The organism is Candidatus Pelagibacter sp. PS_06 (assembly GCF_059418045.1).
Window position 1 is genome coordinate 1,037,160 of the sequence record NZ_CM182078.1, and the last position, 24,794, is coordinate 1,061,953.

The following is a 24,794-nucleotide window of genomic DNA, read 5'->3' on the forward strand; positions in this document are numbered from 1 at the left end:
ATTACCAGAAAAAACAGTTTCAGCTAAATAGTTGAAAAAATCTTTCAAAAAAACGCTTATTTTTTGTATTTTTTGAAACAAGTCTAACCTCATTTTTATTAAAGCCATTATTTATTTGATTTGCCATTTTTGTTAATTCATTTTCGTTTTCACTTAAAAAACTTTTTATATAGCCACCTGACATATATTGTTCAATTCTGATTTGATGCTTTTCTAATAATTTATCATAAATAAAAGTAAAGCTATCTTGAATAGAAATAAAATTAACTTCTAAATAAAGATAGTCATCATTAATATTATCATTATTAGAGAGTAAATTATTTTCATTTTTATCTTTATTGATAATAACCATATGCATAACATTATGGTTCTGATAATTTTCTCTAAATATATCTTTTACTTCTTTTAAATTTTTTTCTAAATGTTTTTGATAAATATTTTTTTCATAATTTTTTTTTTTAAATGATATATCTACACTTAAAACTTTATCGTTCTCTATTATTAAAATTATACTTCTAATAAAGTTGTTTATCGTTTTTTCAATTTTATAAATATTTTCATCAAGAAATTTTGAAAGATTATAAAGCTCAATTTCATCATCAATTCTTATTTCTTCATTGTATATATTTTTTAAATTGTTTTTATCATAAACGAATATTTGATATTTGTTTTTAGAAATATAAAGAAATGTTTTAAAGTGAGATTCTTCAATCATTCAAAATAATTTGATTTTCAATTCTTGCATCTATTATTTTATCATCTTTAAATTTTCTATCATTCAAAAATTCTATTGCTAAATTAAGTGCAAGATAGGTATTATCATTTGGTAATTTTATAATAGTATTGTCCTTTAATTCTAAATCCCATCTTCTAGATGGAAAAAAATATAAATTTTTAATTTCTTTGTATGAAATTTTAGACTGATCAATAATTTTTTTAATACTGAAAAATTGAATTACATCTGGATTTCCAAAAATAAAAGGCAATTGTTTTTTTGAAAAATCATTTTTTATAAATTTTCCATTTGAACCTAAATAAAAAATTTCCTCATTTTTATTTATTTTTGCTAAAAATTTTGTTTTTTCTATATTTATATTTAATGAAGATGGGTATTTTTTAAGAATGAAATATTTTTCTACCAAAGCATTTGACTCAATTTCTTTTATTAGATCATCTTTATTAATTGAAAAAATATTGTATAAATTAAAGTCTACTTTATTAAGTAAATTTCTCTTATCTTCATTATCTAATCCAATAATATTAACATTGTGAATATTATGTAATTTTAAATCATTAAGATTGATATTGTTAATTGAGCCAACTAACAGCAGTAAAAAAAAATATTTTAAAATTTTTTTACTTTTTCGTTTTTGCATCTTTTAAAATCCACTCAATTAATTTTATAAAAGATATTCCATTATATTTTGCTATTTCTGGAACAAGAGATAGTTTTGTCATACCTGGTTGAGTATTAATTTCTAGTAAATAAAATTTATTTTCATAAAATTTAAAATCTGATCTTGTAACCCCATTACATCCAATAGTTTTATGTGCCTTCAGTGAAAGGCTCATCACTTCATTTAATTTATTATTTGAAAGTTCAACTGGAATTATATGTTCTGTTTTTGCATCAACATTATACTTAGCTTTGTAATCATAAAATTTTCTTTTTGGTTTAAGTTCTATTGCTCCTAATTTTTTGTTTCCCATAATTGCAACTTGAATTTCTCTACCACCAATAAACTCCTCTATCATTATCTGTTTATAGATTTTCATTGTGCTTAGGATTCGTGAAATATTTTTTTTTGTACAAATAAATACATTTACACTTGAGCCTTCATTAATTGGTTTTATTACAACTGGAAATTTTAACTTTTTTTCAATGTTTTTTATTAAATCAAAAATATTTTCTTTATAAGAATACTTAATATATTTTGGAGTATTGATTTTATTTTTTATAAAAATTTTTTTTGATATCTCTTTATCCATTGCTATTGAAGAAGCAATTACCCCCGAATGAGTGTATGGTATTTTAAATCCTTCTAAAATGGTTTGTATATAGCCATCTTCACCAAACTGTCCGTGTAACGCATTAAATATAACATTAGGTTTAAATTGATTAATATTTTTTGACAAATTTACATTTGGTTCACAAATTTTTACTTTGTAACCATTTTTTTTTAGTTCTTTTGCAACTTGTGCTCCCGTGTCCAGACTAATTAATCTTTCTTTCGAAACTCCACCAGCAAGTATTAATATTTTTTTTTTCAATTTATTCTAAAATTTTTATTTCAGTTTCTATCTTTACACCAGTTTTTTTCAAAACACTTTCAGATACAAATTCTATTAATTTTTTCATATCATCAAACTTAGCATTACCTTTGTTAACAAAAAAATTACAATGTTTTTCTGAAATACATGCGTCTCCAAATGATTTTTGCAAAGGGACCGATTCTTTTATTAACTGCCAAACTTTTTTATTCGATTGACCTAATGGATTTCTAAATGTGCTCCCACTAGTTTTAATTCTTGTAGGTTGTGATTTTTCTTTTTTTTCTTTTAATTTTATAATTTCATTTTTAATTAAATTTGATTTTTTTTTAAAACCCTTAAAAGATGCACTCAAAAAAATTAAATCATTTGATAGTCCGCTATCTCTATATTTAAAATTAATTTCTTTTGTTGGGATCGTAATAACCTGCCCTGATTTACTGATAGCTTGAACAGAAATTAGAATATCTTTAAATTCTCTATCAAAACACCCTGCATTCATTCTTATTCCTCCTCCAATTGTACCAGGTATGCAAGATAAAAATTCAAATCCACCTAGACTATTATCCATTGCAAATTTTGAAAGTGATTTATCACTAACGGCACTTCCAGCAATAATTATATCTTCTGATAAAAGCGAAATATTATTAAAATTTTTAGATAGTTTAACAACAACACCATCATAAGTTTTATCTGTAATCAGAGTATTTGATCCTCCACCTAAAACAAATAATCTCTCCTCGTTTCCAATTATTTTTAAAAATCTGATTAATTCTTTTAAATTTTCTGCTTGATAGAAAATCTTTGTATTACCACCAATATTAAACCAGTTTTTTTTTTTTAAATTATAATTAAATTTTATATTTTCATTAAATTCTATCAATAGATCATCTTGATTTATACTCATGATAAATATCTTGGCATTTCTCTCATCCATGTTGAGATGGTTCCAGCACCCATTCCAATAACTATTTTTTTTCCATAAATATTATTTTTAATATATTTTGATAATTGAAATTTATCATCTACTAAAAATAGTTTTACTTTTGAGTTTTTGATTATTTCTCTTGCAAAATTTTCATATTTAAATCCTAATGATATTTTTTCTCCAGCAGTATAAATAGGAAGTAAAATTACTTTATCTGCATTTTTGAATGCATAAGTGAATTCTTTTTTTAAATCTTTCAATCTTGAAATTCTATGTGGTTGAAAAATACATACTTTTTCATAACCTTTATAAACATTATTTACTCCATCTAATACGACTTTGATTTCTGTTGGATGATGAGCATAGTCATCAAAAAAATCAACTTTATTATACGTAAAAATTTTATTAAATCTTCTTTGAACTCCCTTAAAGTTTTTTAAACCTTTTTTAATATTTGAAACAGTCAGTCCAACAGTAATAGCCAAAGCTGATGCAGCAACTGAATTTCTAATATTATGCAATCCTAATAATGGAATTTTAATTTTTTTAATTAATTTATCTTTTTTATTAGGCAAAATTATTTTTAAATCAAACATAGAATAGTCTTTTGATTGTCTAATATTTTTAATGCAAAAATTTGATTTTTTTTCAATTCCATATGTATAAAAATTTTTATTACTTAGTTTCTTAATCAAATTTTTATTATTCTTATCGTCTATACAAATAAAAGATTTTCCAAATGATGGGACCTTATTTACAAACTTTATAAAATATTTATTCAAATCATCCATAGAACTATAAAAATCCATATGTTCTCTATCTATATTGGTTATTATTGAGTAGGTGGGTGGAATATATACAAAGCTACCATCAGACTCATCTGCTTCTAGGATCGACCAATCACTTTTGCCAAGTTTAGCAGAATTGTTGATGGAATTTATTACGCCTCCATTAATAATAGTTGGATCTATTTTAGTCTCTTCAAAAATGGAGGCTATTAGTGATGTTGTGGTTGTTTTTCCATGAGAGCCAACAACTACAATATTTTTTGTTAGAGAAACAATGTTTGCTAGCATTTCTCCTCTTTTATAAATTGGTAATTGTTTTTTTTTTGCCTCCATTAATTCTGGATTATTTTTTTTAATCGCTGAAGAAATTACAATAATGGTAGCTTTATTTATATTTTGTTTTTTTTGTCCAATTATAATTTTTATTTTTTCTTTTTTTAATCTTTCAATATTTTTATTGCTAGCGATATCACTGCCTTGAACCCTAAATCCTTTGCCCTTCATTATAAGGGATAATCCACTCATGCCTATTCCACCAATACCTATAAAGTGAATAATCTCAGATTTTGCTAATTTAATTTTCATTAATAATATTTAATAATTTTTGATTAACATTATTCCACGTGTTTTGATAATTTAATTTTTCTAAATTATTTTTTTTTAAAAGTATTTCGTCTTTATTGCATAATATATTTAATAATAAATCTTCAAATTTTTTTTTGTCAAAATCAATTTGATTCACAATCCAACAACAACCTTTATTTTTATAATAATTAGCATTTTCTAATTGATGATTATCCTTAGAGGTTGGTAATGGAATAGCTATAAATGGTTTTTTAGATAGAGAAATTTCAGCCAAACTAGAGGCACCAGCTCTCGTTATGCATAAATCTGCTTGATCTATTAATGAATTAAGATTTTGATCAAAACTAAAAACAGTATTATCAATCTTATTTTTTAAATATAGATTTTTGAGAACATCTATATTTTTTTGATTTGTTTGATGAATTACATTTAAAGGTTTAATTTTTGAAACTTTAATAATTGACTCATGTAAAATTTTATCAAATATTTGTGCACCTTGACTTCCACCAATTATTATTAAAGTAAATCTTTCATTATCATTTTCTTTTAATTTTTTGTTATAATATTTCTTTCTTATAAGTGGATTTGTAATCATTAATTTATTTTTATACTCTTTTGGAAAACCGATAATATTCTCTGAATAACATATAATTTTTTTACAAAATTTAAGAAAAAGTTTATTTGCTCTTCCAATTACCATGTTTGGTTCTAACAAATAAACTTTAATGTTTAGTATTCTTGCGGCTATACATAATGGTAACGACATATATCCACCTGTCGAAATAAGAATTTGAATTTTTTTATTTTTTAATATTATCAATGATCTTAGTGTTAAAAAAAATACTTTTAGAATTGATAAAGGCAGTAAAATTAAATTATTCAACTTGGGTGTATCAATAACTAGGATGTTATAAAATTTATCGTCAAGATATTTAAGACCTCTAATATCACTTGAGATTACTATATCATAATTTTCTATTAAATGATCATGTATTGTTATTGCGGGAATAACATGTCCCCCAGATCCTCCGGTGGAAATAAGAATCCTTCTTTTCATTTTAATTTTCTATTTTTCTTTTAGTTAAATTTAAGATTATTCCTGATAGTATTGAGATACTTACTATAGAAGAACCTCCATAGCTCAAAAATGGCAATGTCATACCTGTAGTAGGAAATAACCTAATATTAACACCTATATGAATCGTCGCTTGCATTAAAATTAAGCTTACACATCCAATCAAAACAAGTTTAATTTTGTCATCTTTTTCATAATTTATTTTTTTAAAAACCATGTGAATAAATATTAAAAATAATAATAATATTAATATTATGGCAACAACACCAAACTCTTCAGAAATTACAGATATAATATAATCGGTATGTGCTTCTGGCACACGATTTTTTAGGGTTCCTTCACCAATTCCTTTTCCAAAAAAACCCCCACTTGTAATGGATTCAATAGCTTTATCAGATTGAAAATTATGTGTACCTACATCTCTATTAAAAAATGAAAAAATCCTACTTTGAATATAATCAAACTTAGGAACATATATAATTAAATAAGCTAGTGAAATAAAAGCAAATATAGAAAGGCTAAAAAGAAAAAAGATATTGATTCCAGAGGTAAAAATTAAAACAGCCCAAGAAAAAATGATAAGAAGAGTCTGACCTATATCTGGTTGCATTACAAGAAATAAAGAAATTACCGAAACTATTATAATTGATAATAAATATTTTAAATAAAGGTTTGAACTTCTAACACTACAAAGAATGCTTGAAATTATGATAATTAAAAAAGGTTTTAATAATTCAATTGGTTGAAATCTTGGTAAGAAAAATAAATCTATCCATCTTTTTGATCCTTTTACTTCAACACCTATAATAGGAACTAAAAATAAAGAAATTAAAGCAATAAAAAAAAAGAAATATGAATAATAAAATAATTGATTAGTTTTCAAAGAAGAAAAAATAAAAATTATAATTATTCCAATAAAAATATAAATCAAATGCTTAAAAAAAAAGAAATAGCTATTTGTATCTAATTTATCTGAAGCAATTAATGAAGTTGAAACTAATGAAAAAAAAAGTCCAATTATAAATAACAAACTAATTAGTAATAATATTGACTTATCTATATTTTTCCACCACTGATAATAAAATTTATATAGAAAGCTATTATTTTGCATTAATAAATTTTTTAATTAATTGATTAAAATATTTACCTCTATCTTCAAAATTTTTAAAGTTATCAAATGATGCGCCTGCTGGACTAAAGAAAATAATATTTTTTTTTATTTTCTTATTTTTTAAATCAAGAAAAATTTCTTTTAATATGTCTTTCAAATATTTTAAATGCTTTACTGGTATCTTATTTTTAATATTTTTTTTAAATTCTTTATAATAATTACCAAAAATAAATGTTTTAAAATTCTTACAATTTTTCTTGGATAGATTTAACTGATCACCTTTTTTGGGAATACCACCTAAAATCCAATAAACATTTTTTAAGTTTTTTAACATATTTTCTGATGAAGCAAAACTTGTTGACTTAGAGTCGTTAATTATTGTTAAATTTTTATTTTCATAGATAATTTGCTGTCGATATTTTAATCCTTTAAATCTATTTAAAGTTTTGAGTAATTTTTTACTATTTAAATTTAATGTTTCAGAAATCTTTAGAACAAATGACAAATTTTCTAAATTTCCTGCTGACATAAAATACTTATTTTTTAAATGTTTAATTACCTTATTTGCTTTTTTTAAATCAACTTTGATAATTTTAGGATTATATTTTTTACTTTTTAATTTTTTATTTATTAGTAAATCGCCTTTTTTTACAAATGATATAGATTTCTTAGACTGATAATCTAATAATTTAAATTTAGCGCTAACATAATTTTTTAAATTTTTATGTCTCTCTATATGATCTGGGCTAATATTAAGTATTGCTGAGTATTTTGAAGTAAATAATTTGCTATAATCTAATTGGTATGATGAGGCTTCGATCACAAATATAGTGTTCTTAGTAATTTTTTTTTCAGATAATGCTGGGTTACCAATGTTTCCAATCAATCTACAGTCATAGTTTTGATCTAATAAAACCTCATGCAATATTTTAGATGTAGTTGATTTTCCATTAGTTCCCGTAATGGTGATACTTTTATTTTTATAAAATGAATAGAATATATCCAAATCCGTATAAATTTTAGAATTATTTTTTTTAAGAAATTTAGATAATTTACAATTTAAAATATCAATTCCTGGACTAATAATAACCTTATCAAACTTGATTTTGGATATTTCTTGAATATTTCTTATCTTTTGATTTGGTTGATGTCCAAATTTTTTTTTAAAAGTATCATCAAACCAATAAACCTTAGCTTTGTTATTTAAAAATTTATATGATGAAATTCCACTTTTACCTAAACCGTAGATTAATATCTTTTTTTTCAAAAAAATATTTCTATTGTTTGTCATTATCTTAATTTTAAAGTAGCCAGACCAATCATTGCTAAAATAATTGAAATGATCCAAAATCTAATTACAACTGTTGACTCAGGCCATCCTTTTTTTTCGAAATGATGGTGTATTGGTGCCATTCTAAAAATTCTTTTTCCTGTTAATTTAAAAGAGATTACTTGTATCATCACAGATACAGCCTCAAGGACAAATAGCCCACCAGTAATTGCTAATACTATTTCATGTTTTGTTATTATTCCAACAGCGCCTAAAGAGCCACCAAGTGCTAAAGAACCTGTGTCACCCATAAAAATTTTTGCTGGTGGCGCGTTAAACCACAAGAACCCTAAGCACGATCCTATTATTGCACCACAAAAAATAGAAACTTCACCAGTACCTTCAATGTATGGGATTTGTAAATAATCAGAAAAAACAATATTGCCAGTTACATAACTTATAAAAGCAAAACAACCAGCAACTAAAATTACCGGTACAGTGGCCAATCCATCAAGCCCATCAGTTAAATTAACTGCGTTTGAGGAACCTACAATAACAAATACCGAAAAAGGAATAAAAAACCATCCAAGATTAATTATTAAATTTTTAAAAAATGGAAAATATAAATTTGTAATTTCTTTATAATCAATAAAATAAAAAAATAAGCTAATACCTATCGTAGCTAACAAAACTTGTGATATTATTTTAAATTTAGATGAAATTCCTGAAGAATTATTTTGTTTTATTTTTTTATAATCGTCAAATGCTCCAAGTACACCAAATGAAATGGCAATATAAATGCAAAATAAAACACTAGTGTTAGATAGATCCCCCCAACACAAAACAGAAAATAGCAATCCAAACAAAATTATTACTCCACCCATTGTTGGAGTACCAATTTTTTTTATAATATGATCTTGTGGACCATCATCACGTATAGGATTTACAAATTTTCTATTTGAAAAAAAATTTATAAAAGGTCCTCCAATTAACAAAACTATAATTAATGAGGTAAATAAGGATAATCCTGTTCTAAAAGTGATGTATTTAAAAACATTTAAAAATCCAAAGATATCAACAAAATTAAGTAAAAATTGATAAAGCATTATTTCGAACCTTTAAAACTATTGATTATCTTATTTATTCCTGTCGCATTTGAGGCCTTAACCATAAGATAATCATTATTATTTAAATCGTTTTTAATCAAATCAATAATTTGTGAGTTGTTGTTTAATACCCTACCTTTTTTCTTTTTTGAAATAGAATTGTATGTGAACAATACCTCACTTCCTTTAACAAAAATTTTATCAATTTTTGTATTATTGATTATTTTTCCAATAGATTGATGAAGTCTTTTTGAGTGTTTACCAAGTTCTAGCATATCACCTAATAATAAATATTTTTTTCCTTTTTTAATTTTAATTTTATCAAAATTTAAAATTGCGGATTTAAGTGACAACGGATTTGAATTATAACTTTCATCTATTAAGTATAAATTTTTATTATTAATCTTAATTTTAGTAATATCCCCCCTCCCATTGGGTGTTTTAAAACCCATAAAAATATTTTTATTTAATTTAGATATATCTAAAAAAATACTCAAAACAGTCAAGGTAGCCAAAATATTTAAGATATTATTTTGAAAATTATTAGAGATAAAAAAATAAGTCTTAAAATTATTTATTATGATAGTTGCTTTAAACTTATTAGAAATTTGTTTGATACTTATAAGTTTTATATTTGCATTTTGATTTACAATACCAAATGATAAGATTTTAAGCTTTCTTTTACTGGCTATATTTTTATGTAAAGCAAAGAAATCATCATCGGCATTAAGGACAATTGAACCATTAACTCTTGTATTGTTAATTATTTCTGATTTAGCTAGAGCAATTTGTCTTAGATTCTTAAAATTTTTAGCATGGGCATAATTAATGTTAGTAATCACACTAACATCTGGTTTAACAATTTTAGAAAGATAATCAATTTCACCTTTTTTATCCATTCCAATTTCTAAAACGCCGTAATTATTTTTTTGATCTAAATTAAAAAGACTTAAAGGAACTCCAAACTTATTATTATATGATTGAGGTGAAATACCTACTTTTGATAATTTTTTTAATGAGTTACCTAATAATTCTTTTAATGTGGTTTTTCCACAACTTCCAGTTATAGCAATTATTTTTGTTTTAATATTTTTTCTATATAACTCTGAACTTTTTGTTAAAAATTTTAATGGATCTTTAACTTTAATTTGACAAGAGATATTTATTTTTTTTTCAATTTTATTAACTACTGCAATCGACGCATTTTTTTTAAAAGCTTCACTTATAAATTGGTTACCATCATTTTTTTTTCCCTTAATCGCAAAAAAAACATCGTTTTTTTTTATCTCTTTAGAGTTAATTCTAGCCTTTTTGAAAATAATATTACTAGATATTTTTTTTTCTCCACTAAGTTCATTAAATATATTAACCTTTAGATTATTTGATAAAGAAAAATTTTTAATTTTTATTGCATCAAGAATAATTTTTTTATCTGAAAAAAAAAATTTTTTCCCACCTATTTCTTGAACTTTTTCGTGACCTTTGCCAGCAACGATTAAAATTTCTCCTATTTTTAAGTGTTTTATTGCTTCTGATATTGCCTTTGCCCTATTTGGAAACTCTAAAACTTTTTGTTTTTTTATTCCTTTTTTTATTTCTTTTCTTATTTTACTAGCCTGTTCTAACCTTGGATTATCATCAGTAAGATATATTTTGTCTGAAAAAAGGTCAGCAATTTTACCCATTTTTGCTCTTTTATTTTGATCTCTATTCCCCCCACAACCAAATACTAAGTTAATTTTGTGACCTACAAATTGATCTCTTATATCTTTAAGACAAGTTTTTAATGCATCTGGTGTGTGTGCATAGTCTACAATTACTTTTGAGTTATTTTTAATTTTGCCAACTTTTTCAAACCTTCCCTCTACAGATTTTATTTTTGGTATTACATTAAGTATGTCTTTGATATTGATATTACTTCTGATTGACGCAATAACCGCCATTAATACATTTTTAAATTGAACTTTTCCTATCAAGTTAAGTTTGATTATGTGTGTTGAATCATTATATCTAATCTCTAATAATTGGGACTCTCCTTTATATTGATGAGACAAAAATTGAAAATTATTTTTTTTTTCCAATAATGAAAAAAGGTTTAGGCCTTTATTAGATGCTATATCTTTAATTTTTTTAAATTCAGGTATTTTTTCATCAGTTATTATATTTCCATTTTTTTTTAGTAATTTTTCAAACAAATAAAGTTTAGCTTTAAGATAATTTTTTTTATTCTTATGATAATCTAAATGGTCTTGAGATAGATTTGTAAATATCCCTGTGTTAAAGGATAAACCATCCAGTCTGTTTTGGCTCAATCCATGGCTGGATGCCTCCATAATAACATTATTAACTTTTTGTTTTTTTAAATTACTTAAAATTTTACTTAATTGAATTGGATCTATAGTAGTATTTGATAAATCCTTTTTAAATTTTTTTGATTTAATTCCCAATGTTCCAATTGATGCAACTTTTTTATTATTCAAATCTAAAATTTGATAATAAAAATCTGCAATAGATGATTTTCCGTTTGTACCAGTAACAGCAATAATATTGTTTGGAATTTTTTTAACGATTTTAAACGATATTTCAGCTAATAATTTTCTGATATTATTTGATTGAATAAATAAAATACCGTTTTTAAGTCTATTTATTTTTTTTTCAGTTATAATTATTTTTGCACCATTGGAGATTGCAGATGATATAAAACTATTACCATCTATCTTATTTCCTTTGATTGCAAAAAAAATATTATCTTTTTTTATCTGATTACTATTAAATGAAATTCCTGAAAAATAAACTTGCTTATAATTTTTTTGAATATTGTTGAAGTAATCACCTAGAAACATAGTTATTTAATTTCTAGATATTTTGTGGCTAAAATAGGCCCAATTTTATCAATTATTTTTCCAGCCACTTCTACTGATGTCCATCCAGCTGTATTGTATAAAGTTCCTTTCCATCCACCCTTTTGATGTCTATATTTATAATAATAATCTTTCGCCTTTTGAGGAGTATCTAACATAACAATAAATACAAATTGTGGATTTGATGTTGGAAATATTGAAGCAAACGTATTTATCTTTGCTTCAGAATAAGAGCCTTCTTTTGGTTGGTCTGCAGTCCCTGTTTTGCCACCAATTTCGTAGTTTAAAACATCGGCAAATTTTGCTGTTCCTTCGTCTGTGCTAACAATTTTTCTTAAAGCTTTAACAACTTGGTTGGAAACATCTTTATTAATTAGTCTATTCTTTTTTTCATTTTCAATTTTTTTATCAATTAAAGTTGGTTTAACTTCATAACCTCCATTAGATATTACCGCATAACCTCTTGCTAGCTGCAAGATTGTAGTTGCGATACCATGGCCAAAGGAAGATGTGGCTAATTTACATTTCCCAAAATTATAATCCTTCTGAGGAGCAACTTCCTCAATGTCAAAATCAATTGAGCTCAATACTCCAACTTTTTTTAAAAACGACTTATGTTTTTCTGGTCCAACTAATTGAGCAATTCTTACCGAACCAATATTTCCTGATCTAATTAAGATCTGTTCTGCTGTTAAATCAGATGGAATTTTATTATCATACTCTCCAATTTGGTGTTTATCACAACTAATAGATTTTGGTAAATCTAAAAATTCAGTTTCAGGTTTTATTAATTCTTCATTTAAAGCACTTGCAAATGTAAATGGTTTGAAAACTGAACCAAGCTCATAAGTTCCTTTAGTTACTCTATTTATAAAATTAACATCAGTTATATTTTGTCTTTTATTTGGATTAAAATCAGGTAATGAAATTAGTGAAAGTATATTTCCATTATTACTATTCATTAATAAAGCAGCGCTACCCTTGCTTTTAAAAATTTCTTGATATTTGATTAACTCTTTTCGAATTAAAAACTGTATATCTTTATCGACTGTAAGTTTGATGGGATTTTTTGAATTTCTAAGGGCTCCATTAAATGATTTTTCTAAACCTGAAATTCCAGTGTTGTCATCATCTATTTGACCAATAATATGACTAAAAAGATTTTTTTGCGGATAAATTCTTAATACCTTTTCCTCAGGTTTAATAGATTTATCTCCAAGTTTCATTAATTTTTCATAATTTTCTTCTGAAATTTTTTTTTCTAACCAAAAAAACTTTTTTGTATCAAGTTGTTTATTAATTTTTTCAAAATCTTTATTTGGAAATATAATATTTAAACTTAATAAAAGTTTTTTCTTATCTATTATATCTGATGTCTTAATACCTATATCAATAGATTTAACTGTTTTAGCTAAATAATTTCCATCTATATCAATTATATCTGCTCTATAAAGTTTATTACTAAATGTAGGCAAAATATCTTTCATTTCTACATTTGATTTCCGTGATCCAAGATGAATTAAATGAATAGTGTAAATTAGATAAATAATAAAAAAAAAGAAAAATATAAAAGCTACTCTATTAAATTCTATATCTAAATTAATATCATTTTTTTTATAATCAAAATTATTTTTATAGTCTTCAATAATAATTTTTGATCCTAATTTTTCCATTAATCTTTAATTATTTTTAAATTTTTAATCTTTTTATCTTTCTTTGTGATTTCAAAAACTTTTATATTTTCAATTTTTTTTTGTACTAAATCATTTTCAAAATATAATGATTGAAATTCCAGCAATTTATCTGAGGAGCTTAAATAATCGAATTCTAGTTTGATTTTCTCGAATTCTGAATTTAAAACTCTAATATTTTCTTTTACTGTAAAAATTTTATCCTCATTTTTTTTTGCAGAATTCTTAATAATAGCTGTTGATAAAATTAATGAAAAAATGACAAATACTAAGACGATTTTTTTCATAGTTTGTTCCCAAAGTTTTCTATCTCAATTAAATTTCTAAATTGATCTAGAATGTCAGTTTCAAAATCATAAAAGTCTTTTTTTTTAATCGCATATCTAAGTTTAGCCGATCTTGAAGGTGAATTTTCTTTAATTTCATCATCAGATGGCACGATTGGTTTTTTTTTGGTTAATTTAAGTAATGTTTCAGGTTGCTCGGTAATAGGGGCATATCTTGATATACTTTTTTTCTCAGATAGACTTTTGAAAAAATATTTAACAATTTTATCCTCCAAAGAATGAAATGTAACTACTGCTAGAACACCATCTTTTTTTAAAACCTTGGTTGCATTAATAAGACCAATAATTAATTCACTTATTTCTCTATTAACTAAAATTCTTAAAGCTTGAAAAACTTTAGTGGCACTGTGAACTTTGTAATTTTTTTTTCTTTTTGTATTCTCTATGATCTCAACAAGTGTTTGTGTATCTATCTTTTTCTTAGATCTCTCCTTAATAATATTTCTAGCTATAAATTTACTTTCTTTTTCTTCACCAAAAAACTTAAATATTTTATCAAGTTCTTTTTCTTCTAACTTGTTAATTACATCTTCAGCAGAATAATTATTTAAACCCATTTGCATATTTAAATTTCCTTTAGACTCAAAAGATAGTCCTTTTTTAGGATCTTTTATTTGAACATAAGAATAACCAAGATCAAATATTACTCCTTTAACATTCTCGTTTTTAAGTTTTAGATTATTCAGTTGGCTAAATTTAATATTTTTAAATAAAAATCTGTCTTCAAATTGATTTTTAATTTGATAAGCTTTTGACTCACTTTCAATATCTCTATCTAAAGCGATTACTTTAGTATTTTCAAAATCTAGGATTTTTTTTGAATAACCACCTTGACCAAAAGTACAGTCAATAAATGTGCCACCATATTGAGGGGAAATAATGCTAATAATTTCTTTTAGCAGTACCGGGTAATGCTTTCGCACTTTCGGTACTATGGTGGCTTCCATTTATTTCTTTAAAGACCATTAATTTTTTTGTCTTCTTAAAAATGCTGGTATCTCAAGATCATCATCTTCTTCATCGCTTGAAGATAATAAACCCTCTGAGCTTGAATTTTCAGTTTCTGAACTAAATAAATCTGGTGCATCCGAATCTACACCAAATTCTTTTAGATCATTTGAAACATCTTCTTCTACACTCTCTTCAACCATTTGTTCTTGGGGTGTTTCTACGGCTTCTTGTGTAAAAGATTTTTCCATTTCATTTACAGAACTATCTTCAACAACACTTTCAGTTTCAAGATTATTGTTATGTATTGCCTCTTCAGATGAAACATTTGAGCTAAAATGATCTTGATTTTGTTCTTGAACAACCTCATTATCTAGTTTTAGCGCATTAGCTCCATGTGAAACAGGATTTGAAATTGAATTTGAAAAGTTAAAAGATGCAGATGATCCAAGATTTGAAAAATCTGAATAACCTGGGTTTCTATTTTGAATACGGTGCACCATATTTATCACAGATTTGGTTTCTGGTTGTTGACCATCTAAAGATGTAGCTACAATCGAAACTCTCATTTTTCCATCTAATTCAGCGTCAGTAATTGCTCCAATAATTAATTCTGCTTCTGGATCAACTTCAGCTCTAACCTTATTGACTGCTTCATCAACTTCAAAAAGTTTAAGATCTTTACCACCAGTAATATTAACTAATAATCCTTTTGCTCCCTTAAGAGTATAATCATCAATTAGTGGGTTACTCACCGCCATCTCTGCTGCTTTAAGTGCTCTACCTTCTCCTTCTGCTTCACCAGTTCCCATCATTGCTTTACCCATTGAAGCCATAACAGTTTCTACATCAGCAAAATCAAGATTGATTAAACCTGGTCTCACCATTAGATCAGTTATACTTTGAACACCATGCATCAAAACATTATTTGAAAGATTGAATGAGTCTTCAAATGTTGTTTGTTCATTGGCAATTTTAAATAAGTTTTGATTTGGAATTACTATAATTGTATCAACATGCTTTCTTAATTCTTCCAAACCTTGTTGTGCTCTTCTCATTCTAGAGGGGCCTTCATATAAGAATGGAAGTGTCACAACACCTACAGTTAAAATATTTAGTTCTTTTGCAGCTCTGGCGATTACATGAGCAGCACCAGTGCCCGTTCCACCACCCATACCAGCAGCAATAAAAACCATGTTTGCACCTTGCAAAGTATTTATAATTTCGTTTAATGACTCGTCTGCTGCTGCTTGACCAATATCTAGTTTTGCACCAGCTCCTAAACCCTTAGTTAAATTTAATCCAATTTGAATTCTTGTTTTGGCTTTACTTAACTTTAAATCTTGCGCATCAGTATTGACTGCAATAAATTCTACACCTTGTAGATTACTTTCAATCATTTCATTAATCGCGTTTCCACCTGCTCCACCAACTCCCATTACTAAAAGTCGTGGCTGTAGCTCCTTAATTTCCGGTGCTTTAAAGTTAATTGTCATCTGTTATTTCCCCTCGTTATTGTTAAAATGTTTTTCCCATTTAAGGTTTGCTCTGTTTAAATTTGCTTTTTTTTTTGCTGTTACCTTAAATTTTTCAAATGTTGCTGGCTCCCAAATTTGAAAGGTTTGGCCTTGGCCAACAAATAGCATGCTATTTTTTATTTTTGCATGTTTTAATAATTTTGATGAAATTAAAATCCTTCCTTCGCTATCAAATTGTAAATTAGTACTCTCAGCTAGAATAGATGTGGCAAAAAAATCTCTTTTTTCTTCAAATGGATTTAAAGAATCTATAGCTGTTGAAATTTTTTCAATTCTATCTTGAGAGCATGCTTCAATTGATGAATTATTAAATGATGGATAACAAATAACTCCATTGTATCCTAAATTAGACAAATGAGATCTAAAACTAGCAGGCACAGAAACTCTCCCCTTTTTGTCTAATTTGTTCTCGTAAGTTGATAAAAACATATATTTTATAATTATAAAATTCCATAATTGGGAATATATGGGAATATATGGGTTATTTAATATTGTGTCAAATACTGATTATTATTGATTTTTCACAGTTATTTGTAATTTTTTTTGATATCAAACGTTTAATAAAAATCAAATTAAAATGACAGATTACAAATGATAAAAAGAATAAATAAGAACAAAGCTGACTCAATAGTGAATCAAAGTAAGAACATTTGCTTATGTTGAAAATTATCTTTAAGGACTTTTGCCAGATAAACTATAAGCCGGGTTCTGTCATTTAAACCTATCATTTGTCTAGGCTTAAGATCACTCTTAAGCTCAAGCAACTAACCCTGATGACTAGCCAAGGATGGCTTTTAGTTTTGCAACAATGTCATCTCTACTTAGTCTTGCTCCCAGTGGGGTTTTCCAGCGTTCATTGTTACCAATAGAACCGGTGTGCTCTTACCACACCTTTTCACCCTTGCCATGTTATGGCGGTTTATTTTCTGTGGCACTATCCCTAGGGTTACCCCCGCCAGGTATTATCTGGCACTGTATCCTTGTGGAGCCCGGACTTTCCTCTTTAATATTTTAAAGCGATAAATCATTTATCTGGCAACCAAAACATATTACTAAACCTAAAAATTTCAAGAAAATTTAATTAAATTTTTTAATTAGATTATGGCTTATTAATAAACATTCTTTATCAATAGTCCCGTTTATTAACTCTTGTCTAAATCGTCTTTGAAAAGCTTTTGTTAAAATTTTAGTATATCTAGTTTTGGGAATTTTGATATTTCTTGGATATCCCATCTTATATAAATAACTAATAAAATTTTTTTTATCCAATTCTTTTATATTTTTCATTCTTTCTTCTTTAATCTTTTTATAATCTAAATCATGCCATAGACCAATTTTTTTTTTAGCCAAATATTTCCAAGGAAATTTTTCTCCAGGATCCATCTTTCTATCTGGAGCAATATCTGAATGTCCTAAAATAAAATTAGATTTTATTTTATATTTTCTTATTAAAAAATTACTCAATCTTGCAATTGATTTTATTTGTTTTTTATTAAAATTTTCATAATCATAATCATGTCCAATATTACTAATTTCAATACCAATAGAATATCTGTTTATAGATTTAAATTTTTTCCAACTTGAAATTCCAGCATGCCAAGAAGTATATAGATCGGGAACCAGAGTTAATATTTCTCCATTCTTTTTTATAAAATAATGACTACTTACTTTTGACCCTTCGTTTGTTAATTTATTAATTGCATCAATTTCTTTTTTCATTCCTGTATAATGAAAAATTATAAATTTGATATTCTTTGGCTTTCTTTTTTTTGGGTCAAAATTTGGTGAATATTTTATTTTCGTTTTCATATATGTGTAGAGGTATAATTTTGACTTTTTATCAACACTTTAAAGACATCATTTATAATTAAAAAAATATTTAATAATTAACTTTAATATAATATAATAAATATATGTTTAAAAATTTAATTCTTATAATAATAGGTATTTGTTTAGTGTCTTTTAATGTCTATGCGGGTTCGGATGGAGAATTGACTTTAAACAAAGAGCAGCCTGAAAAAATAAAAGATTGCTTTGAAAAACTTAACAGAGTTACATTTTCATTTAATCAAAAAATTGATAAATCGATCATTAAACCAGTCGCCAAAAGTTATAGAAATTTACCTGATCAAATCCAGAAAAGTGCTGGTAATGCTGTTACTAACTTATCCAATCTAATAACAATACCTAATAATATTTTACAAGGAGACATGCGTACGGCAATTATAAATACCGCAAGACTAGCTCTAAACTCAACTCTAGGACTTTTTGGTACCATCGATGTTGCAAACAAATTAGGTTTTCCAAAATATGAGAGAGAAGATTACGGTCAAACTTTGGGTGCTTGGGGTTTTGGACCTGGTTGTTATTTTGTTCTTCCAGTCTTAGGTCCTTCAACAATTAGAGATACTGCTGGATCTTTTGTAAATGTAATGGGTGGAGACCCTTGGTATAACGCATCAGTTCATGGAAATAATGAATTTTTAAGTGAAGGATTATTCATGGGCTCCAAGGCTGTTAGTGGTATTGATTTTAGAGCAAATAATATTGAGTCATTTGACAACCTTGAAAATAATTCCTTAGATTTTTATGCTTCTATAAGGAGTTTATATTTGCAAGATAGAGAAAATAAAATTAAAAATAATCAACAAGGAAATTTAGAAATACTTTATAAAGATGAAGACGGTTGGGAAGAATTAGAAAATCAATAAAATCTAAATAATCAATGAATATTAAAAAAATTTTTATTTTATTACTATTGTTAAATTTAAATTATGTTTATGCTCAATCTGTTGAGCCAGATGTATTTGTTCAATCTACAGTAAACAGAGCTTCAGAGGTTCTTGCTAAAAACATTTCTAAAGAGGATAAAATTAATAAATTAAAATTAATAGCTAAAGATACTGTTGATATAAGAGGTATTGGATTTTATACGCTAGGATCCTTTAGAAAAAATTTAAGTGAAAACCAAAAAAATGAGTATTTAGATTTATTTGAGGATTATTTTTTAAAAAGTTTTTCAAGTAGGTTATCTGAGTACACTAATCCAAAGATTGAAGTCCAAAATAAAAAAGTTTTAAGTAAGAACTACACGATAGTTAACAGTTTGCTAGTTGGAACATCTGAAAGACCAGAAGTTAAAATTGATTGGAGAATCTACACAAAAAATCCTGATAATCCATTAATTAGAGATTTAATTATTGAAGGACTTAGTTTGGTAAGAACTCAAAAAGAGGAGTTTGCATCTATTCTAAATTCAAATAATGGAGAGATTAATTCTTTATTTAAAGTATTAAAAGAATTTATAATTAAATAATTATTTTTTGCTAGCTAATTGCTGTAAAAGAAAAATCTCTTTATCAGTAAGAGAATTCCTATCCTCTTTAATTAAATCAACTAAGCTAAATAATGCTATCAAATTGACTATTCCTGCAATTCCACTCAGAACTATAAATGAGATTAAACTTGGATTTACAATTATTAATATAATAAATAAACTAGACCATCCAATGAAAATACCTCTAATAATTGTCCTCTGACTTATAAGATCTTTAATTTTTATAAATTGAAAAAAGAAAACAATTAACAATAACATTACACCTGCAAGTGCTGCTCTTAGAGATACTAAAACATCCATGCCATCTCCATAGAGCTCTTTATGAATTAAATAAGTAACAACTGCTTTATATGAGAAATAAAAAAAAATAATTGAAGCAATTAGAGATGAAACTAAATAAGCATATTTTGGTAGTATTTTTAAATTGATATTCATCTGAAAAACATCTTTTATTATAATAAATAAATTTAATACATTTTAAATTAAATTATTAATAAACCTCTAGTTGAATTAATAAATTTTTGGTGGGCCCGCCAGGACTCGAACCTGGGACCAATACATTATGAGTGTACTGCTCTAACCAACTGAGCTACAGGCCCAAAATTTACTTTTAACTATACCATTTTTGTTAGGTTATCAATTACAGATAATTATAAAATGGTGGGCCGTGTTGGTTACGCTCCAACTACCCCTGCAATGTCAATGCAGTACTCTACTATTGAGCTAACGGCCCAGTAAGATTAACTTTCTAAGAAACTTTTTAACTGTTTAGATCTGCTAGGGTGTTTCAGTTTTCTAAGAGCTTTTGCCTCAATTTGTCTAATTCTTTCTCTAGTAACAGAAAACTGAAGACCAACTTCTTCTAATGTATGATCTGTGTTCATTCCAACTCCAAACCTCATTCTTAAAACTCTTTCTTCTCTTGGAGTTAATGTCGATAAAATTTTAGTTGTTGCTTCTCCAAGATTAGATTTAATAGCTTGCTCCAAAGGTGCTAATGCCTTTGTGTCTTCTATGAAATCTCCTAAACTGCTATCCTCTTCATCACCTACTGGTTTTTCAAGAGAAACTGGTTCTTTTGAAATTTTTAAAACTTTTCTTACTTTATCTAGTGGCATTCTAAGTTTTTGAGCTAATTCTTCAGGGGTTGCTTCTCTTCCAAACTCACTTAAAATTAATCTTTGTGTTCTAACAATCTTATTGATTGTTTCAATCATATGAACTGGAATTCTAATAGTTCTGGCCTGATCAGCAATTGATCTTGTAATAGCTTGCCTAATCCACCAGGTAGCATAAGTAGAAAACTTGTATCCTCTTCTGTACTCAAATTTATCAACCGCTTTCATCAAACCAATATTACCCTCTTGAATTAAATCTAAAAACTGAAGACCTCTATTCGTATATTTTTTAGCAATTGATATTACTAATCTTAAATTAGCTTCAACCATTTCTTTTTTAGCAATTCTTGACTCTTTTTCACCTTTTTGAACTCTGCTAACTAATTTTTTAAAATCAGTTACAGACATTCCTAATTTATAACTAATCTCAATTAATCTTTCTCTAATATTTTTGAATTCATCCTTATTTTTTGCAAAAAACTGTTTCCAAATTGAATTGGTATCTAAAAATTTTTTTAGATTAGGGTTAATTTCATTACCAATATAAAACTTAATAAATTCATTTCTTGGAATGTTGTGATCCATCGCTAATCTTAAAAGATTTCCTTCTAAAGATATAATTTTTTTATTTTCAACATAATGTTTTTGAACTAACCCCTCTAAAACTGAAGGCGATAATTGAAGCGATTTAATATTTTCCAAGATATCATCTACAATTTTTTGATATCCTTTTTCTTTTGCGGGAGAAAAATTTTGAGAATTCAAAACACAATCAAGTTTTTCTTTTTGGTATTTTATTAATTTTGTATATTCTTTAGTTAATGTATTAACTGTTTTTAAAACTTTTGGTTTAATTTCAGTTTCCATGGCAGCAAGTGTTGGGTTAAAATCATCATCATCACCATCACTAGAGTTTTCATCTTTGTCTGTCTCACCTGCATTTTTTTGTTTTGCGCTAGGTCCTGTCGACTCGTCTTCCATATAATTAGTATCAATATCAATAATTTCTCTAACTAAAATTTCATCTTTCTGTAATTGATCATTCCATTCGTAAAACTGTTGAGCGGTCATAGGGCTCTGAGACAATGCAATCAACATTACATCCTTCCCAGCTTCAATTCTTTTTGCAATTGCAATTTCACCTTCTCTTGAAAGTAACTCTACACCTCCCATTTCTCGTAAATACATTCTGATAGGATCATCACTTTTCTCCATCGTCTTGCCTTCTTCTTTAGACGATCCTTCTTTTTTTCTTAAAACCTTGAAATCAGATTTCTTTTCAACTAATGCAACACCTTCATCCAAGATATGAATGAATGCTTGTGATAAATTTTCATCAGATAGATTTCTTTTTCCTAGTGATTTATTTAATTCTTCGTAAGTTATGAATCCTCTATGGGTTCCACGACCCATTAATCTAGCAAATGATTTAGTAATTATTCTTTCCACAGCAATATAAGTTTGAAAGACTTATATAATATCAAATTAACAAAAATCCATTGCTAATTTATTCAGATTAATTGATTTTTCTCTCGTTTTTAAGCTCTTTTAGCTCATTAAATGTTGTTTCGCTCATATCCTTTGAAAACCTAGATTCTAATTCTTGTATTCTGAACTCTAAATCATAATTGAATAAATCTTTTGAAATATCATCTAGCAGTTCAATCACTTGATCATCATTATCAGGTTTATTTTTAAGAATATGTTTGATTGGAGCAAACTTATTTATTTTATCTAATAGTTGTTTATCCAAATTTAGACCTTCGATAGTCATTTGCTCACCAGTCTTTAATCTCTCTATAATAGAGTTGAATATTTGTTTATTTATTTCTGTGAATAATTTAATGTTTTCAATTAAGTGAATATTTGCTTGGAAAAAAGATAGGTTATTCAAAAGTAAATACAGTAAGGAAAACTCTTTCAACTCTACACCTGATATGGACTGGCTTTCATTAAAATATTTTTTAGTTGAATCAAGTGATTTTGTATTTTTTACATAAAACTTTTTTTTATTTTGATTAGAATGAGGTGTTAACTCTGCAATTTTCTCCAAAAAATATTCAAGGACGTATTTTTTAATAAAATCATCTTTAATCGTGTTTGCTATAGATCTAAGTTTTTTCTCAAATATTGCCATTGAAGAAGGATTATTTTCAGTTTGTTTTTTATAGTGACCAAAAATAAATTGATGAATGGATAGTTTGCTTTGTTTTGTAAAATCTACAAAATAGTTTTTGCCGTGTTTATTAACATAACTATCAGGATCTTCTTTATCTGGTAAAAATAAAAACGATATTTGTTTTTCAGGTTTTAATTCCCTTATAGAGTTTTCAGCAGCTCTAACAGCAGCTTTATATCCGCTCTCATCACCATCAAAACAAATTATAATATCATCAAAGAACTGATTTAAAGTAAGGATTTGTTTATCTGTAAGTGATGTTCCAAGGTTAGCAACCACATTTTCAATTCCATTTTTACTCAATCCAACAACATCCATATATCCTTCAACTAAATAAATGTGATCTAATTTATTAGATAATTTTCTAGCTAAATCTAAATTGTATAGATTTGAACCCTTTTTAAAAAAAATTGTTTCAGGTGAATTAATATATTTTGCTAAGTAATCTAAATTTTCTATTATTCTTCCACCTAAAGCAATGGGTTGTCCAGAAATATTATTTATTGGAAAAATTAACCTGCCCCTAAATCTCTCTACATATATATTCTTTTTTTCATCTAGATAAAACAATCCACTTTCCACTAAAGCTTGTTCGCTGAATTCATTTTTTAATTTATCAAAAAAACTAGGATTTTTTTCTATGTAGCCAATTTTAAATTTTTTAACTTCTTCTCTGCCTAAAGATCTATTTTTTAAATAGTCTCTAGCGTTTGAATATTTTTCATTTTTTAAAAGCTCACTATGATAAAAATCAACATATTGGCTATAAATTGATAAATATTCTTTCCATTTTTTTTCTCTCTCCTCATCTTGTTTTGAAAACATGTAAGGTTGCATGCCTGCTAATTGAGCTAAATGTTTAACTGCTTCACCAAACTTTAAATTTTGAGTTTTCATTACAAAATCAAAAATATTTCCATGCTCTGAGGTTGCAAAACAATGGTAAAATTCTTTTTCGTCATTGACAGTAAAAGAAGGAGTTTTTTCTGTTTTAAAAGGAGAGAGGCCAACATATTCTTTGCCTCTTTTTTTTAAAGCTACGGACTTAGATACAACTGTTGAAACTTTGAGCCTTGTTTTAATTTCATCAAGATACTCTTTTGGGTATTTCATTAACTATTTAATAATTCCTTAATTAGAGGACCTGCTTTTGCAAAATCAATATCATCAGCATGTATTTTTTTTAGTTCTCCCATTACCTTGCCCATATCTTTCACTGAACTTGCCCCAAGTTTTGAGATAACATCAGCGCATATTTTTTTCGTTTCTTCTTGACTAAGTTGCTTAGGTAAAAAACCCACTAAAATATCAAGTTCATTTTGTTCAACTTCTAAAAGATCTGTTCTGTTATTTTTTTTATAGATATCTATCGATTCGGCTCTTTGCTTAACCATTTTTTTTAAAAGCTTCTTGATATCCTCATCATCAGTATCTTTCTTGTTAGGACCTGACCTGTTCACAATATCTAAATCTTTAATCGATGATAAAATTAACCTGTAGGTTGATATTTTAGTTTTATCTTTAGCTTTTAAAGCATTTTTGTATTCAGTCTCGATAGTTTCTTTCAATGTCATAATTTTTTTAATCTACTTGAAAGATAAAATTCTTCAAAAGAAAAATTGTTTTTTTACAATTTTATAA

22 protein-coding genes, 2 tRNA genes and 1 other RNA gene are annotated in these 24,794 nt (G+C 26.2%); 2 read left to right on the forward strand and 23 right to left on the reverse strand.

What is annotated here, in order from left to right:
* Positions 1-19: 19 nt before the first annotated feature.
* The 17 genes from AC5SLZ_RS05335 to AC5SLZ_RS05415 form a co-directional block, all read right to left on the reverse strand.
* Positions 20-715, reverse strand: coding sequence for a hypothetical protein (locus AC5SLZ_RS05335; RefSeq protein WP_494615272.1), 696 nt, complete (start codon positions 713-715; stop codon positions 20-22).
* Positions 708-1,376: a cell division protein FtsQ/DivIB gene (locus AC5SLZ_RS05340; protein ID WP_494615274.1), complete on the reverse strand. Its 669-nt coding sequence runs from the start codon at positions 1,374-1,376 to the stop codon at positions 708-710. The genes AC5SLZ_RS05335 and AC5SLZ_RS05340 overlap by 8 nt, the downstream gene beginning before the upstream one ends.
* The gene (locus AC5SLZ_RS05345) at positions 1,357-2,271 is read right to left on the reverse strand and encodes a D-alanine--D-alanine ligase (RefSeq protein WP_494615275.1); all 915 of its coding nucleotides are present in this window, start codon (positions 2,269-2,271) and stop codon (positions 1,357-1,359) included. Before AC5SLZ_RS05345 ends, AC5SLZ_RS05340 begins: the two co-directional genes overlap by 20 nt.
* A gap of 1 nt (position 2,272) precedes the next feature.
* Positions 2,273-3,178 (reverse strand): UDP-N-acetylmuramate dehydrogenase, encoded by a 906-nt coding sequence (gene murB, locus AC5SLZ_RS05350; RefSeq protein ID WP_494615276.1) that lies wholly within the window; start codon positions 3,176-3,178, stop codon positions 2,273-2,275.
* On the reverse strand, positions 3,175-4,572 hold the full coding sequence (gene murC / locus AC5SLZ_RS05355) for a UDP-N-acetylmuramate--L-alanine ligase (protein WP_494615277.1): 1,398 nt from the start codon (positions 4,570-4,572) through the stop codon (positions 3,175-3,177). The genes murB and murC overlap by 4 nt, the downstream gene beginning before the upstream one ends.
* Positions 4,562-5,629 (reverse strand): UDP-N-acetylglucosamine--N-acetylmuramyl-(pentapeptide) pyrophosphoryl-undecaprenol N-acetylglucosamine transferase, encoded by a 1,068-nt coding sequence (locus AC5SLZ_RS05360; protein ID WP_494615278.1) that lies wholly within the window; start codon positions 5,627-5,629, stop codon positions 4,562-4,564. Before AC5SLZ_RS05360 ends, murC begins: the two co-directional genes overlap by 11 nt.
* Before the next feature lies 1 nt (position 5,630).
* Positions 5,631-6,758 (reverse strand): FtsW/RodA/SpoVE family cell cycle protein, encoded by a 1,128-nt coding sequence (locus tag AC5SLZ_RS05365; protein WP_494615280.1) that lies wholly within the window; start codon positions 6,756-6,758, stop codon positions 5,631-5,633.
* Positions 6,748-8,049, reverse strand: coding sequence for a UDP-N-acetylmuramoyl-L-alanine--D-glutamate ligase (gene murD, locus AC5SLZ_RS05370; RefSeq protein ID WP_494615281.1), 1,302 nt, complete (start codon positions 8,047-8,049; stop codon positions 6,748-6,750). Before murD ends, AC5SLZ_RS05365 begins: the two co-directional genes overlap by 11 nt.
* Positions 8,049-9,134: a phospho-N-acetylmuramoyl-pentapeptide-transferase gene (mraY, locus tag AC5SLZ_RS05375; protein WP_028036543.1), complete on the reverse strand. Its 1,086-nt coding sequence runs from the start codon at positions 9,132-9,134 to the stop codon at positions 8,049-8,051. The genes murD and mraY overlap by 1 nt, the downstream gene beginning before the upstream one ends.
* On the reverse strand, positions 9,134-11,977 hold the full coding sequence (locus AC5SLZ_RS05380; protein ID WP_494615282.1) for a UDP-N-acetylmuramoyl-L-alanyl-D-glutamate--2,6-diaminopimelate ligase: 2,844 nt from the start codon (positions 11,975-11,977) through the stop codon (positions 9,134-9,136). The genes mraY and AC5SLZ_RS05380 overlap by 1 nt, the downstream gene beginning before the upstream one ends.
* A 2-nt stretch (positions 11,978-11,979) precedes the next feature.
* Positions 11,980-13,668 carry a peptidoglycan D,D-transpeptidase FtsI family protein gene (locus AC5SLZ_RS05385; RefSeq protein WP_494615284.1) on the reverse strand — a complete coding sequence of 563 codons (1,689 nt, stop codon included), beginning with the start codon at positions 13,666-13,668 and terminating at the stop codon, positions 11,980-11,982.
* Positions 13,668-13,973: a cell division protein FtsL gene (locus AC5SLZ_RS05390; protein WP_297681176.1), complete on the reverse strand. Its 306-nt coding sequence runs from the start codon at positions 13,971-13,973 to the stop codon at positions 13,668-13,670. The genes AC5SLZ_RS05385 and AC5SLZ_RS05390 overlap by 1 nt, the downstream gene beginning before the upstream one ends.
* Positions 13,970-14,980 (reverse strand): 16S rRNA (cytosine(1402)-N(4))-methyltransferase RsmH, encoded by a 1,011-nt coding sequence (gene rsmH / locus AC5SLZ_RS05395; protein ID WP_494615285.1) that lies wholly within the window; start codon positions 14,978-14,980, stop codon positions 13,970-13,972. Before rsmH ends, AC5SLZ_RS05390 begins: the two co-directional genes overlap by 4 nt.
* An 18-nt stretch (positions 14,981-14,998) precedes the next feature.
* Positions 14,999-16,477: a cell division protein FtsZ gene (gene ftsZ, locus AC5SLZ_RS05400; RefSeq protein WP_494615286.1), complete on the reverse strand. Its 1,479-nt coding sequence runs from the start codon at positions 16,475-16,477 to the stop codon at positions 14,999-15,001.
* A gap of 3 nt (positions 16,478-16,480) precedes the next feature.
* On the reverse strand, positions 16,481-16,948 hold the full coding sequence (mraZ, locus tag AC5SLZ_RS05405) for a division/cell wall cluster transcriptional repressor MraZ (RefSeq protein ID WP_028036537.1): 468 nt from the start codon (positions 16,946-16,948) through the stop codon (positions 16,481-16,483).
* Between the two features lie 252 nt (positions 16,949-17,200).
* Positions 17,201-17,555: RNase P RNA component class A (gene rnpB / locus AC5SLZ_RS05410), an RNA gene on the reverse strand.
* Positions 17,556-17,596: 41 nt separating this feature from the next.
* Entirely contained in the window at positions 17,597-18,328 is a 732-nt protein-coding gene (locus AC5SLZ_RS05415; RefSeq protein WP_494615288.1) for an N-acetylmuramoyl-L-alanine amidase, read from the reverse strand.
* Between the two features lie 104 nt (positions 18,329-18,432).
* On the opposite strand from AC5SLZ_RS05415, the gene AC5SLZ_RS05420 reads away from it, so the two are divergent.
* Together AC5SLZ_RS05420 and AC5SLZ_RS05425 are read left to right on the forward strand one after the other, a co-directional pair.
* Positions 18,433-19,230 (forward strand): MlaA family lipoprotein, encoded by a 798-nt coding sequence (locus AC5SLZ_RS05420; RefSeq protein ID WP_494615289.1) that lies wholly within the window; start codon positions 18,433-18,435, stop codon positions 19,228-19,230.
* A gap of 14 nt (positions 19,231-19,244) precedes the next feature.
* The gene (locus AC5SLZ_RS05425; protein ID WP_494615290.1) at positions 19,245-19,835 is read left to right on the forward strand and encodes an MlaC/ttg2D family ABC transporter substrate-binding protein; all 591 of its coding nucleotides are present in this window, start codon (positions 19,245-19,247) and stop codon (positions 19,833-19,835) included.
* Here the strand turns inward: AC5SLZ_RS05425 and AC5SLZ_RS05430 are convergent, their stop codons facing one another.
* The 6 genes from AC5SLZ_RS05430 to AC5SLZ_RS05455 all read right to left on the reverse strand — a co-directional run bounded on the left by AC5SLZ_RS05430 (position 19,836) and on the right by AC5SLZ_RS05455 (position 24,727).
* Entirely contained in the window at positions 19,836-20,291 is a 456-nt protein-coding gene (locus AC5SLZ_RS05430; RefSeq protein WP_155242574.1) for a hypothetical protein, read from the reverse strand. It lies immediately after the preceding gene.
* Positions 20,292-20,378: 87 nt separating this feature from the next.
* A tRNA-Ile gene (locus AC5SLZ_RS05435) sits at positions 20,379-20,455 on the reverse strand.
* 59 nt (positions 20,456-20,514) lie between these two features.
* Positions 20,515-20,589, reverse strand: a tRNA-Val gene (locus AC5SLZ_RS05440).
* A gap of 7 nt (positions 20,590-20,596) precedes the next feature.
* On the reverse strand, positions 20,597-22,423 hold the full coding sequence (gene rpoD, locus AC5SLZ_RS05445) for an RNA polymerase sigma factor RpoD (protein WP_494615291.1): 1,827 nt from the start codon (positions 22,421-22,423) through the stop codon (positions 20,597-20,599).
* Positions 22,424-22,490: 67 nt separating this feature from the next.
* On the reverse strand, positions 22,491-24,266 hold the full coding sequence (dnaG, locus tag AC5SLZ_RS05450; protein WP_494615293.1) for a DNA primase: 1,776 nt from the start codon (positions 24,264-24,266) through the stop codon (positions 22,491-22,493).
* Positions 24,266-24,727 carry a GatB/YqeY domain-containing protein gene (locus AC5SLZ_RS05455; protein ID WP_494615294.1) on the reverse strand — a complete coding sequence of 154 codons (462 nt, stop codon included), beginning with the start codon at positions 24,725-24,727 and terminating at the stop codon, positions 24,266-24,268. Before AC5SLZ_RS05455 ends, dnaG begins: the two co-directional genes overlap by 1 nt.
* Positions 24,728-24,794: the final 67 nt, after the last annotated feature.